Source organism: Microbacterium hydrocarbonoxydans, assembly GCF_011752045.1.
In the GTDB taxonomy this organism is placed as follows: Bacteria; Actinomycetota; Actinomycetes; order Actinomycetales; family Microbacteriaceae; genus Microbacterium.
Genome location: NZ_JAAKXW010000005.1, coordinates 144,860 through 157,499 on the forward strand (window position 1 = coordinate 144,860; position 12,640 = coordinate 157,499).

Below are 12,640 nucleotides of genomic sequence, written 5' to 3' on the forward strand. Positions count from 1 at the left end.
GCATGGCTGACTGGATCCCCGACGTCCTCGGCGACGAGTTCGAGCAGCTGACGCTCGAACTCGAGGCGGACGACGAGGGTCCCGTGGTCGCCACGCTGGTCCGCGCGCTGCCGGTTCCCCAGGGCTGGTGGGGGCGGATGCTCGGGCGCACCCGCCCGCTCGACGACGTCGACGTGCTGTACGTGCACGGCTGGTCGGACTACTTCTTCCAGAAGCGCCTTGCGCGGTTCTGGACCGCCCGCGGCGCCCGCTTCTTCGCGCTCGACCTCCGCAAGTACGGCCGCAGCCTCCGCGACGGTCAGACCCCGGGCTACATAACGGATCTCGCCGCTTACGACGAGGACATCGCCGCCGCGCTCGACGCGATGGGGCGCGGCGCCGACGGCGCGGCATCCGGTCGCCGGCTCGTGCTGCTCGGGCACTCGACCGGCGGGCTCACGCTGAGCCTGTGGGCATCACGGCATCCGGATGCCGCCGACGCGCTGATCCTGAACAGCCCGTGGCTCGAGTTCCAGTGGGCGTCGGCGCGACCCATCCTCGCCCCGGTCGCCGAGCTGCAGGCGCGCTGGGCGCCGCGGGAGGTCGCCCCGCAGGTCGACCTCGGCTTCTACACCCGCGCGCAGCAGGAGGTCGCCGATCCCGATGATCCGGTGGAGGTGGATCTGCGCTGGCGCCCCGCGCAGACGATGGCCGTGCACGCCGGCTGGTTCCACGCGATCCTGGCCGGTCACAACAGGGTCGCGGCCGGCCTCGGCATCCGAGCGCCCGTCTGCGTGCTGCTCTCCGCGAAGTCGGCCACGCCCTCTCGATGGTCGGAGGAGCTCACGCGCGCCGACTCCGTTCTCGTCGTCGACGACATCGCCAGAGCCGCGCTGAAGCTCGGCGCGTCGGTCACTGTCGAGCGCATCGACGGCGCGCTGCACGACGTCTTCCTGTCACGCCGCGAGGCGCGCGAGGACGCGTACCAGCGGCTGGACCGCTGGGTCAGCGGCTGGAACGCCGCCCGCTGACTCAGACGTAGTGCATCGCCCTGGCGAGACGCTCGGCCTCCTCGCCGTCGCCGTGCAGGACCGCATCGTGGAAGTCGCGATACACCTGCAGCATCCGCTCTCTGTCCTCAGCAGGCACCCGCCAGCCGCGCAGGTTGCGGAACAGCGCCATGCCCGCCTCGTTCACCACGGTGCGGTGCTGGGCGTTGCCGCTGCGATCGCTCAGGTAGGAGAACACCGCCCATCTGGTGTTCGAGGTGAGGGTGTAGTCGTCGAGCGAGTCGTACATCTGCTCGACGAGCGCCGCCAGTTCCACGCGCTCCTGCTCGGACAATCGCGGCAGCCCCATCCGGCACGCGTTGCCGGCCTGATAACCGGCGAACTCGAGGGACTGCTCGACCACCTCCGGAGTCACCTCGGTGACCTCGGTGTAGCGGCTCGGGTACATCGTCACCAGGCCGAGACGCTCCAGGCGCTGCAGGGCCTCGCGCACCGGCGTGCGGGAGACGTGCAGCTCCTCGGCGACATCGACGTCGCGGATGCGGTGCCCCGGTGCCAGCACGCCGTCGACGATCTGCGCGCCGATGTGCTGGAATACCGCGTCGGCGAGAAGCTGCTTGCTTCCGCCGACGCCAGACTGCTCGTTCAGCATTGGACTGCCCCCAGTCGCATTCCCATTGCGGCGGATCGTCCGAAGACGAGTCCGCACCCCGGTCAGCCCCCATGACCTGACCGGTTCCCGGGCGGCCCCATGACATGCCCGGATCGCCTAACTACATCATGAACTCGGACGGAATGCCAACATGCCGGTCGATATGCGCGGGGAACGCAGGAAGGGCGGATGCCGCAGCATCCGCCCTTCCTCGTACGGCCCGTGAGCGTCAGCGGTAGTTGATGAACTGGAGGTCGATGTCGAGGTCGGACCCCTTCAGCAGCGCGATGACGGCCTGCAGGTCGTCGCGGCTCTTGGACTGCACGCGCAGCTCGTCGCCCTGGATCTGGCTCTTCACGCCCTTGGGGCCCTCGTCGCGGATGATCTTGCCGATCTTCTTCGCGTTCTCCGAGGAGATGCCGTTCTTGAGGCTCGAGACGATGCGGAACTCCTTGCCGCTGGCGAAGGGCTCGCCGGATTCCAGGCTCTTCAGCGAGATGCCGCGCTTGATGAGCTTGGACTGGAAGACGTCGAGCACGGCCTTGGCGCGCTCCTCCGAGTTCGCGGTGATCAGCACCTGCTCGCCGCTCCAGGCGATCGAGGCGCCGGTGCCCTTGAAGTCGTAGCGCTGCTCGATCTCCTTGTGGGCCTGGTTCAGGGCGTTCTGGGCCTCCTGGTGATCCACTTTCGAGACGATGTCAAAGGAACTGTCAGCCATGGGGGAATTCTACCGACACGTGTGTTTCCTCATGAGTTTGGAAGCGTTTTCACGCACAGGGCGGGCCGTTCGCACCATCACAGGTTGATATCGGCCCCGATTTTCATTGCGAATCAGTCTCCGCTGGGTGCATACTGTAAGCGCTTGCAGTTCTGCAGGCCACCAAGCACTCAGAGAGGCACACACCAATGAAGGTGAACAAGAGGGGCATCGTCGCCGCAGGCGCCATCGCCATCGTTTCGACCCTGTCGCTCGCCGGCTGCGCGGGCGGGACCACTGGCGGAGACTCGTCCGAGGGCGAAGGCTCGAGCACGCTGACCGTCTGGGTCGACGCCGAGCGCGTCGACGCGCTCCAGGGCGCGGCCGACTCCTACAAGGAGAAGACCGGCGTCGAGGTCGAGCTCGTCGGCAAGGACGTCGGGACGATGAAGGACGACTTCATCCAGCAGGTCCCGACCGGCAAGGGCCCCGACGTGGTCATGGGCGCGCACGACTGGCTGGGCGAGCTGTCCACGAACGGCGTCGTCGCTCCGCTCGAGCTCGGCGACGCGGCATCCGACTATCTGGACGTGGCCCTCCAGGCCGCGACCTACGACGGCACCGTCTACATGCTTCCGTACGCCGTCGAGAACATCGCCGTGCTCCGCAACGCCGACCTCGTCGCCGAGGCGCCCACGAGCTTCGACGACATGATCTCCAAGGGAGCCTTCGTCGTCGAGCAGGGCGCAGAGGGCAACCCCTACCACCTGTACCCGTTCCAGACCGCCTTCGGAGCCCCGGTCTTCGGCACCGACGCCTCCGGCAGCTACGACCCCGCCGATCTCCAGCTCGGCAGCGAGGGCGGCTTCGCCTTCGCCGACTGGCTGGCGGCGCAGGGCGCAGCGGGCACGCTGAACACCGACATCGACGGCGAGATCGCCAAGCAGCAGTTCCTCGACGGCACCGCCGCCTTCTGGCTGACCGGCCCGTGGAACGTCGGCGCGGCCGTCGACGCCGGCATCAACGTGGCCATCGACCCGGTGCCCAGCCCCACCGCTGAGACGGCCTCGCCGTTCGCCGGCGTCAAGGGCTTCTTCGTCAGCGCCGAGTCCAAGAACAAGGTCGCCGCGAACGACTTCCTGGTGAACTACATCGGCACCGAAGAGGTCCAGCTCGAGCTGTTCGAGGCGGGCAACATCCTCCCCGCGCTGAAGGCCGCCGCCGACACCGCAGCATCCGACCCGATCATCGCCGGCTTCCAGGCCGTCGGCGCCGACGCCGTTCCGATGCCCGCGATCCCCGCGATGGGCTCCGTGTGGCAGTTCTGGGGCGTGGCCGAGGCCGCGATCATCAACGGCTCGGACCCGGCGACGACGTGGCAGAAGCTCGTCGACGACGTGACGGCCGCGATCGAGTAACGACACCCTCCAGCACCACTTCTGCCGGGGCGGACGACTCCGTCCGCCCCGGCAGATCCACGACGGGGACGAGATGACTGATTCCGCTGAGCCCACGGCTCCTCCCACCAAGCGCCAGCGCCAGGCGGCGAAGATCGCCGAGGCGGCATCCGACAGGACCGGATGGGCGCTGCTGAAGATCCTGCTGCTGGCGATCGTCGACGCCCTCGCGGTGTACGCGGCGTTCGTCCTGTTCACCCACCAGGAGTGGCTGGTGCTCGGCCTCGTGGTCGTGGTCACCGCACTGGTGAACTGGATCTACTTCTCCCGCAGGCTCGTGCCGGCGAAGTACCTCACCCCCGGCATCATCTTCCTGGTGATCTTCCAGGTGTTCACGCTGCTCTACACCGGGTACATCGGCTTCACGAACTACGGCACCGGGCACAACGGCACCAAGGACCAGGCGATCTCTTCGCTCCTCGCCGCCGCCCAGGAGCGCGTGGAGGACTCCGCCACGTACCCGGTCACCGTGGTCGAGCAGTTCGGCACCTACGGCCTGCTGGTCACCGACCCCGAGTCCGGCGACGCCCTGCTCGGCACCGCCGAGCAGCCGCTGCAGGAGGTCGACGCCGAGTTCGAGGGCGGCCAGGCCGTCTCCGTCGAAGGCTGGACCACCCTCCCGCTCGCGAAGGTCTTCACCCTCTCCGCGGAGCTCGAGAAGCTCTCGGTCCCGTTCAGCGAGGATCCCAACGACGGCAGCCTGCGCGCCCCCGACGGCCAGAAGGGCTACCTCTACGTCTCCACGCTCGAGTACGACGCGGATGCCGACACCATCACCGACACCGACTCCGGCACGGTCTACGCCGACACCGGCGCCGGCGCCTTCACCGCGGAGGACGGCTCCGAGCTGCTGCCGGGCTGGCAGACCACGGTCGGGTTCGACAACTTCGTCCGCGCCGTCACCGACGAGTCCATCCGCGGTCCGCTGATCTCGGTCACCATCTGGACGTTCGTCTTCGCGCTGATCTCGGTGGCCTCCACCTTCTTCCTCGGCCTGCTGCTCGCCCTGGTCTTCAACAACACCCGGATGCGGTTCCGCAACGGCTACCGGATCATCCTGATCCTCCCGTACGCGTTCCCCGCCTTCCTCTCGGCCCTCGTCTGGGCCGGAATGATGAACGAGAGCTTCGGCTTCATCAACCAGGTGCTCTTCGGCGGCGCCGAGATCCCGTGGCTCACCGACCCGACGCTGGCGAAGGTCTCGGTGCTGCTGGTGAACCTGTGGCTCGGCTTCCCCTACATGTTCCTCGTCTGCATGGGGGCCCTGCAGGGCATCCCGGGCGAGGTGAACGAGGCCGCGGTGATGGACGGGGCGAACCCGTGGCAGATCTTCCGGCAGATCAAGCTCCCGCTGCTGCTGGTGACGGTCGCTCCGCTGCTGATCTCGTCCTTCGCGTTCAACTTCAACAACTTCAACCTGATCTACATGCTCACCAACGGCGGACCCCGCTTCGAGGACGTGAGCATCCCCGTCGGTCACACCGACATCCTGATCTCGATGGTCTACAAGGTGGCGTTCACCGGTCAGAACCGCGACTACGGACTGGCCTCCGCCTTCACCATCCTGATCTTCATCGTGGTGGCGACGATCTCGATCATCAGCTTCCGCAAGACCAAGGCACTCGAGGAGCTGAACTGACATGAGCACCGACATCCTCGCCCCGCGCAGGCGGTCGTTCGGCGCCTGGTTCGCCGACACCGGCTGGCGACACGTCGTCGCCGTCGTCGTCAGCGCCTTCGCGCTGTTCCCGCTGCTGTACGTGCTCTCCGCGTCGCTGAACCCGAAGGGCACGCTCACCGGCTCGAACCAGCTGTTCTCCGCGATCGGCTTCGACAGCTACGTCCGCATCCTGACCGACCCGCAGGCTCCATACGGCATGTGGTTCCTGAACACCCTGATCATCGCCGTGGTCACCGGCGCCTCGACGGTGTTCATCGGCGCGCTGGCCGCCTACGCCTTCTCGCGGATGCGCTTCACCGGCCGCCGGGTGGGGCTGGTGACCATCGTGGTCGTGCAGATGTTCCCGCAGCTGCTCGCGGTCGTCGCGATCTTCCTGCTCATGTCGACGCTCGGCGACTGGTTCCCCGCGATCGGGCTGAACACGCACACCGGCCTGATCCTGGTCTACCTCGGCGGCGCGCTCGGCGTGAACACCTACCTGATGTACGGCTTCTTCAACACCCTGCCGATGGAGCTCGACGAGGCGGCGCGCATCGACGGCGCCGGCCACGCGCGGATCTTCTTCACGATGATCCTGCCGCTGGTGGCGCCGATCCTCGCGGTGGTCGCGCTGCTGTCGTTCATCGGCACCGTGAACGAGTACGTGATCGCCAGCGTGATGCTCGTCGACGTCGAGAAGCAGACGCTGGTCGTCGGACTCACCAAGCTCGTCGCCAACCCGCGCTACGCGGACTGGTCGGCCTTCTCCGCGGGCGCCGTGATGGCCGCCGTGCCGGTGATGATCCTGTTCCTGTTCCTGCAGAAGTACATCGTCGGGGGCCTGACCGCCGGCGCCACGAAGGGCTGATGCGGCCGGTCAGTCCTCGTCGCCGGACGGCTTGGACTGACCGCCGCTGACGGTGCTCAGCACCTCGTCCTGCACCCGCTCCACCGTGAGGCGCAGGGCCCCGCCCAGCACCGGGTCCTCCTCGAGCGCGGAGAGCAGCACGGGCGGCCGCGCCACGACGGCCGCGTGCAGGTGATGCTGCACGAGACTGCGCAGACGCTCGCCTCCGGCGAGGGCGAAGTCTCCGGCGAGGATGATGAGCTCCGGGTCGATGATGGCGACCACGGCCGAGAGGCCGAGGGCGAGCCGGCTCGCGATCTCGTCGAGGGCGGCCGAGGAGCGGTCGCCGCCGTCGGCGATCGCAGCCCGCATCGCGGCCGCCGGGGTGTCCGCGGCGAAGCCGTTGGCGTCGAGGATCCGGCCCAGCGCGGGGGCTCCCGCGAGGGCCTGCATGCCGCTGGCGCCGAACTCGTTCGTGTCACGGGCGGTCGGGGCTCCCGGCAGCGGCAGATCCGAGATCTCGCCCGCGCCGCCGGTGAGGCCGCGGTGGATCCGTCCGCCGAGCATCAGGCCCATGCCGATGCCGTCCGACACCCAGAGGACGGCGAAGCTGTCGTTCTCGGTGGCGACGCCGTGCGACCGCTCGGCGATGGCGACGAGATTGACGTCGTTCTCGATCGAGACGGGGGCGCCGACGCGCTCCTGCAGCAGGGCGGTGAGTCCGGAACGCTGCCAGCCGGGCAGGTGCGAGGCGAACCGCAGGCGGTCGGAGGTGGGATCGATGGCGCCCTGGATGCCGATGACGACGAGGCGCAGGTCGGACGGACGGATGCCGGCGGGCCCGCACGCGCCGCGGAGCGCCGCCAGCACCTGCTCGGCCGGATCGGACGGATCGCCGTCGGGGGTGGTGAGCTCGAAGGTCCCGACCCGTGCCCCGGTCAGGTCGACGACCGCGGTCGTGATGCGCTCCGGGGTCACGTTCATCGCCGCCGTGTACGCGGCCTTCTCGTTCACGCTGAAGAGCTCGGCCGCGCGCCCGACAGTGCCGTCGCGGCTGCCGTCGCTCTTCACCAGGCCGCTGTCGCGGAGCTGGGCGAGGAGGTGGGATGCCGTCGGCTTCGAGACGCCGAGCCGGGCGGCGATCTCGGGTCGGCTCAGGGGGCCGAGGTCGAGCAGCAGGCGCAGGGCGGCACGCGCGTTGATGGCGCGGACGACGCTGGTTCCGGTCGGGGGAGTGGGCACGGTGTCCTCGGGAGTCGGTATCGGGTTATCCGGATGCTACCGACACTAACGGCCAGGTGAACGCGACGAGAAGTGTCCGGCCCGCCATTGCGTTCCGCATCCGACTCAGGGTATAACTCTTCGTAAAGAAGGTTTCCTAACTTCTCAACCGACCCCCATCGGAGGAACCATGCGTCAACGTCGACCCCTGCTCGGCCTGCTGGCCGCCGCGATCCTGATACCCCTCACCGGGATCGTGGCGTCCAACGCCCAGGCCGCTCCCGTCACCCTTCGCGACCCCATCAAGCGCGAGATCGCCATGGAGATCATGATCTCGGCGGAGAACTCGGACCTCACCTGGTACGACGAGTACGACTACATCGAGGAGATCCCCGATCACCGGGGATACACGGCCGGCATCGTCGGCTTCACGTCGGGCACCGGCGACATGCTCGAGCTCGTCGAGTACTACACGAGCAAGGTGCCGAACAACAACCTCGCCAAGTGGATCGACGAACTGCGTCAGGTGAACGGCACGGACGACGTCGCCCCCCTCGGCCCGGCATTCATGGCGGACTGGGCGGCGGAGGGCCTGAACCAGCCGCGATTCCAGCAGGCGCAGCGCGACCTCGTGAACCGGATGTACTTCAACGTCGCGGTCGACCAGGCCATCGCCGACGGGCTGGGTCCGCTCGGACAGTTCGCCTACTTCGACGCCAACGTGATGCACGGGGAGTCAGGCCTCGACGAGATCCGTGCGAAGACCATCGCCAGGGCGAAGACGCCGGCGGCCGGCGGCAGCGAGACGGCCTACCTGCAGGCGTGGATGGACGTCCGTCACCAGGTGATGAAGGACGGCGGACCGGAGTGGGACGACACCAGCCGCGTCGACACCGCTCAGCGGCTCTTCCTCAACGCCGGCAACCTCAACCTCGACCCGCCGCTGAACTGGACCATGTACGGGGAGGCGTTCTCGATCGCGAGCAACCCCACTCCGATGTGGCCCGCCGACATCTCCTACGAGGACCCCGGCACCCCGACGACCGGCACCCTGATCTCCAAGAACAAGCCGGTCATGGCATCCTCCGTCGAGGGTGCGGGCTTCGAGGCGGCCAAGGCTGTCGACGGCAACGCCACCACCCGCTGGGCGAGCGCCGAGGGCGTCGACCCGCAGTGGGTCCGCGTCGACCTCGGTGCGGGCTCCAAGGTGGACAAGGTGGTCCTCAAGTGGGAGGCCGCCTACGCCTCGAAGTACCGCATCGAGACCTCGAACGACGGCACCACCTGGACGCAGCTGAGAGCCGAGACGGCGGGCAACGGCGGCACTGACGAGCACGCGAACCTCAACGGCACCGGCCGCTACCTGCGCGTCTACGGCACCGCCCGGGGAACCGCGTACGGATACTCGCTCTTCGAGCTCGAGGTGTACGGCACGGCCGGCACCACGACCACCCCGACCCCGACGCCCACCCCGACCCCCACGACCCCGGCGGCCGTGCTCATCTCCAGCGGCAAGCCGACGGCGACCTCCTCGGTCGAGGCAGCGGGCTTCGAGGGCGGTAAGGCCGTCGACGGCAGTGCCACCAGCCGCTGGGCGAGCGTGGAGGGCGTCGACCCGCAGTGGATCCGCGTCGACCTCGGCGCGGGCGCCACGGTGTCGAAGGTCGTGCTCAAGTGGGAGGCGGCGTACGCGTCGAAGTACCGCGTCGAGATGTCCGCCGACGGCACCAGCTGGACCACGCTCGCCACCGAGGCGGCCGGCAACGGCGGCACCGACGAGTTCACAGGCCTGAACGGCAGCGGACGCTACCTGCGGATCTACGGCACGGCCCGCGGCACGGCTTACGGCTACTCGCTGTTCGAGGTGGAGGCCTACGGCACCGCAGGCACGGGGAACCCCAACCCCGGCACGTCGTTCACGGTGGTCGGCGCCGGCGACATCGCCGGCGAGGGATGCTCCTCGCCGAGCCCGACCTGCCAGCACTTCGCCACGGCCGACCGTGCCGCCGCGATCGACCCGGCGTTCTACATCACCATGGGCGACATGGCGTACGACGACGGCCACATCGAGGACTTCATGAACAACTACGACAAGTCCTGGGGCCGCTTCAAGGACAAGACCAACCCGGTGCCCGGCAACCACGAGTCGTACGACACCGACTACGACGAGGAGACCGGCTTCGGAGACGAGGCGGCGTACCGTCAGTACTTCGGCTCCCGCGCCACCCCGCAGGGCAAGATGTGGTACAGCTACGACTACGGCAACTGGCACTTCATCGCCCTGAACTCCAACCGCTTCGACGAGCAGGAGCAGATCGACTGGCTCACCGCCGATCTGGCCGCGAACACCAAGCAGTGCGTCGTCGCGTACTACCACCACCCCGCGTACAGCTCCGGCGATCACGGCAACGCCGCGCTCGCCAAGCCGGTCTGGCAGAAGCTCGCGAATGCGAACGTCGAGCTGGTGCTCAACGGCCACGACCACCTGTACGAGCGCTTCAACCCGCAGAACGCGTCGGGCGCCGCCTCGGCTTCCGGCACGGTCGAGATCATCGGCGGCCTGGGCGGCGTGAACCAGACCGGCCTGGGTAACGTGAAGCCGAACAGCGCCAAGCGGATCACCGACAAGTACGGCGTCGTCCAGCTGGACTTCACGGACAGCGCGGTGACCACGAAGTTCGTCTCGGTCGACAACGCGGTGCTCGACACCAGCACGATCACCTGCCACTGACGACATGTACCTCGCCGGCAGCAAGACGCGGCAGGACGAGGGCGGCTCGGCGGTCCACGCCTCTTCGGATTCGAAGGGGGTGGGCCGCCGGGCGGCCGGCGTCGGCAGCACCGCGATAGCCCTCGGAGTCGTCAGCCTCCTCACCGACCTCTCCTCGGAGATGGTCACGGCGGTCCTCCCGCTGTACCTCGTCGTGGGCCTGGGCATGTCGCCGCTGGCCTTCGGCTTCCTCGACGGCCTCTACAACGGCGTCACCGCCTTCGTCCGCCTTCTCGGCGGGCACGTCGCCGACCGATGGTCGCGGCACAAGCTCGTGGCGGGCATCGGCTACGGCCTCTCCGCGGTCTGCAAGCCGTTCCTCCTGCTCTCCGGAGCCTCGACGACGGCGCTCTCGGCCACACTCGCCGTCGACCGCATCGGCAAGGGCATCCGCACGGCCCCGCGCGACGCGCTGATCTCGCTTTCCGTGGACGACGCCCACCAGGGACGGGCGTTCGGCGTGCACCGGGCGATGGACACGGCGGGCGCGCTCCTGGGGCCGCTGGCAGCGTTCGCGCTGCTGTGGATGATGACGGATGCCTTCGACGCCGTGTTCATGGTCAGCTTCTGCGTCGCGACCCTGGGCGTGCTCGTCCTCATCGCCTTCGTACCCGGCGCCAAGACGGCACCGGCGGGTGCTCCGCGGCCCACGCTGCGCGAGACCCTCGGGATCCTGGCTGAGCCGCGCTTCCGCCGGCTCCTGATCGCGGCCACGATCCTCGGGCTCGTCACCGTCGGCGACGGGTTCCTCTATCTCGGCCTGCAGGAGCGCCTGCAGCTGGACGCCGCGTTCTTCCCTCTCCTGCCGCTCGGCAGCGCCCTCGTCTACCTCGCTCTCGCGGTGCCGATGGGTCGCCTGGCCGACCGGATCGGGCGGCGGCTGCCGTTCCTGCTCGGAAACCTCGCTCTGGTGGGCGCCTACTCGACCCTGCTGCTGCCGTTCGAGGGGCCCGTGCTGCTCGTGCTTCTGCTCGCGCTCCTCGGCGTCTTCTACGCCGCGACGGACGGGGTGCTGATGGCGCTCGCCGGCCCCGGCATCCCCCGCGAGCGCCGCGCGGGCGGGCTGGCGCTGCTGCAGACAGGACAGGCCACCGGCCGGCTCTTCGCCGCCGTCCTCTTCGGGGCGGCCTGGACCCTCTGGGGCGTGACCGCGGCGTTCGCCGTGGCTGCCGCGCTCCTGCTCGCCGTCGTCGCCGTCGCCGCGGTGCTGATCCGGCCGGAGTCCGGGGCCGCTCCGGCGCAGGCGGGGGATGCATGAGCGTCGATCAGGATGCGGCGGTCGCCGAGGCCGTCGGTGAGGAGGCGGCACCGGCTTCGCTCCGCCGGAGGCTGCTCCTCGTCGGCGTCGGCGCCGTGCTGCTCGCCGCCGTCGGCGTCGGCTACTCCGTGTACGCGAGCTCGCGCGTCTCGGACAGCGCCCATGCGTCCGGTGATGCGGCCCCCGCGCGAGATCCCGGGCTGTACCTGCGCGACGCCGACGGCTACGTCGTCGTCCAGGACGGCGGCGCCGTCGAGACCGGGGAGGGGGAGCCGGTGCCGGCGCGAGCCGGCACCGGCCTCGACTGCTTCCGCTTCTACGCGGCGGGCGGCACGGCGGTGTGCCTGCGCCCGCAGGGCGGGCTCAAGCCGATGACGACGACCGAGATCCTCGACGGGGACCTCCAGGTGCTGCAGAGCTTCGAGTTCGACGGCGTGCCCACCAGGGCGCGGGTGTCGCCCTCCGGGCGCATGATCGCGTGGACGGTGTTCGTCACCGGGGACAGCTACGCGTCGACGAACTTCTCGACGCGCACGGGGATGTACGACCTGGAGACCGGCTACCTCGTCGACAGCATCGAGGACCTCCAGCTCTACATCGACGGAGAGCGCATCCGCCGGCCCGACGTCAATTACTGGGGCGTCACCTTCGCAGAGGACGACAACACCTTCTACGCGACCGTCGCCACCGGCGGGAGGACGTACCTCGTCGAGGGGGACGTGGAGAAGTGGACCGCGCATGCGCTGCGCGAGAACCTCGAGTGCCCCTCGCTGTCGCCGGACGGCACCCGGCTGGCCTTCAAGAAGCGGGTGAACGGCGGCGTCGACGACCCGTGGCGGCTGCACGTGCTCGACCTCGCCACCATGCAGGAGCATCCGGTCGCCGAGGATCGGAACATCGACGACCAGGCGGCGTGGCTCGACGACGGCACCCTGGCCTACGCGATCGGCGACGACGTCTGGTCCGTTCCCGCAGACGGCGGCGGCGAGCCGCGGCTGATCGCCCCGGACGCCTCCTCTCCGGCGATGGTGGGCGGCTGAGCGCAGACGCGTCCGGCGTTGCGACGGGGGAGTGCCGGAGTCCGGTCGT

General features: G+C 69.1%; 10 protein-coding genes. 7 read left to right on the forward strand and 3 right to left on the reverse strand.

Going from position 1 to position 12,640, the window contains the following annotated elements; all coding sequences use genetic code 11:
- The first annotated feature begins 2 nt into the window (after nucleotides 1-2).
- Nucleotides 3-1,010 (forward strand): alpha/beta hydrolase, encoded by a 1,008-nt coding sequence (locus G6G98_RS14525; protein WP_164234393.1) that lies wholly within the window; start codon nucleotides 3-5, stop codon nucleotides 1,008-1,010.
- A gap of 1 nt (nucleotide 1,011) precedes the next feature.
- Here the strand turns inward: G6G98_RS14525 and G6G98_RS14530 are convergent, their stop codons facing one another.
- Together G6G98_RS14530 and G6G98_RS14535 are read right to left on the reverse strand one after the other, a co-directional pair.
- The gene (locus G6G98_RS14530; RefSeq protein WP_164234394.1) at nucleotides 1,012-1,641 is read right to left on the reverse strand and encodes a GntR family transcriptional regulator; all 630 of its coding nucleotides are present in this window, start codon (nucleotides 1,639-1,641) and stop codon (nucleotides 1,012-1,014) included.
- A gap of 229 nt (nucleotides 1,642-1,870) precedes the next feature.
- Nucleotides 1,871-2,359 (reverse strand): YajQ family cyclic di-GMP-binding protein, encoded by a 489-nt coding sequence (locus tag G6G98_RS14535; protein ID WP_067354243.1) that lies wholly within the window; start codon nucleotides 2,357-2,359, stop codon nucleotides 1,871-1,873.
- A gap of 188 nt (nucleotides 2,360-2,547) precedes the next feature.
- Here G6G98_RS14535 and G6G98_RS14540 point away from each other — a divergent pair, with 188 nt between their 5' ends.
- The 3 genes from G6G98_RS14540 (at nucleotide 2,548) to G6G98_RS14550 (ending at nucleotide 6,323) form a co-directional block, all read left to right on the forward strand.
- Nucleotides 2,548-3,756: a sugar ABC transporter substrate-binding protein gene (locus tag G6G98_RS14540; RefSeq protein ID WP_067354246.1), complete on the forward strand. Its 1,209-nt coding sequence runs from the start codon at nucleotides 2,548-2,550 to the stop codon at nucleotides 3,754-3,756.
- 73 nt (nucleotides 3,757-3,829) lie between these two features.
- Nucleotides 3,830-5,434: an ABC transporter permease subunit gene (locus G6G98_RS14545; RefSeq protein WP_067354249.1), complete on the forward strand. Its 1,605-nt coding sequence runs from the start codon at nucleotides 3,830-3,832 to the stop codon at nucleotides 5,432-5,434.
- A gap of 1 nt (nucleotide 5,435) precedes the next feature.
- Nucleotides 5,436-6,323: a sugar ABC transporter permease gene (locus G6G98_RS14550; RefSeq protein ID WP_067354253.1), complete on the forward strand. Its 888-nt coding sequence runs from the start codon at nucleotides 5,436-5,438 to the stop codon at nucleotides 6,321-6,323.
- A 9-nt stretch (nucleotides 6,324-6,332) separates the two neighbouring features.
- Here the strand turns inward: G6G98_RS14550 and G6G98_RS14555 are convergent, their stop codons facing one another.
- Entirely contained in the window at nucleotides 6,333-7,544 is a 1,212-nt protein-coding gene (locus tag G6G98_RS14555; RefSeq protein ID WP_208321508.1) for an ROK family transcriptional regulator, read from the reverse strand.
- A gap of 169 nt (nucleotides 7,545-7,713) precedes the next feature.
- On the opposite strand from G6G98_RS14555, the gene G6G98_RS14560 reads away from it, so the two are divergent.
- The 3 genes from G6G98_RS14560 to G6G98_RS14570 are packed head-to-tail and all read left to right on the forward strand — an operon-like array spanning nucleotide 7,714 to nucleotide 12,591.
- Nucleotides 7,714-10,254, forward strand: a complete 2,541-nt coding sequence (locus G6G98_RS14560) for a chitosanase (protein WP_208321509.1) — start codon at nucleotides 7,714-7,716, stop codon at nucleotides 10,252-10,254.
- A gap of 4 nt (nucleotides 10,255-10,258) precedes the next feature.
- On the forward strand, nucleotides 10,259-11,551 hold the full coding sequence (locus G6G98_RS14565; protein ID WP_164234395.1) for an MFS transporter: 1,293 nt from the start codon (nucleotides 10,259-10,261) through the stop codon (nucleotides 11,549-11,551).
- Nucleotides 11,548-12,591, forward strand: a complete 1,044-nt coding sequence (locus G6G98_RS14570) for a PD40 domain-containing protein (RefSeq protein ID WP_084788366.1) — start codon at nucleotides 11,548-11,550, stop codon at nucleotides 12,589-12,591. Before G6G98_RS14565 ends, G6G98_RS14570 begins: the two co-directional genes overlap by 4 nt.
- Nucleotides 12,592-12,640 lie beyond the last annotated feature (49 nt).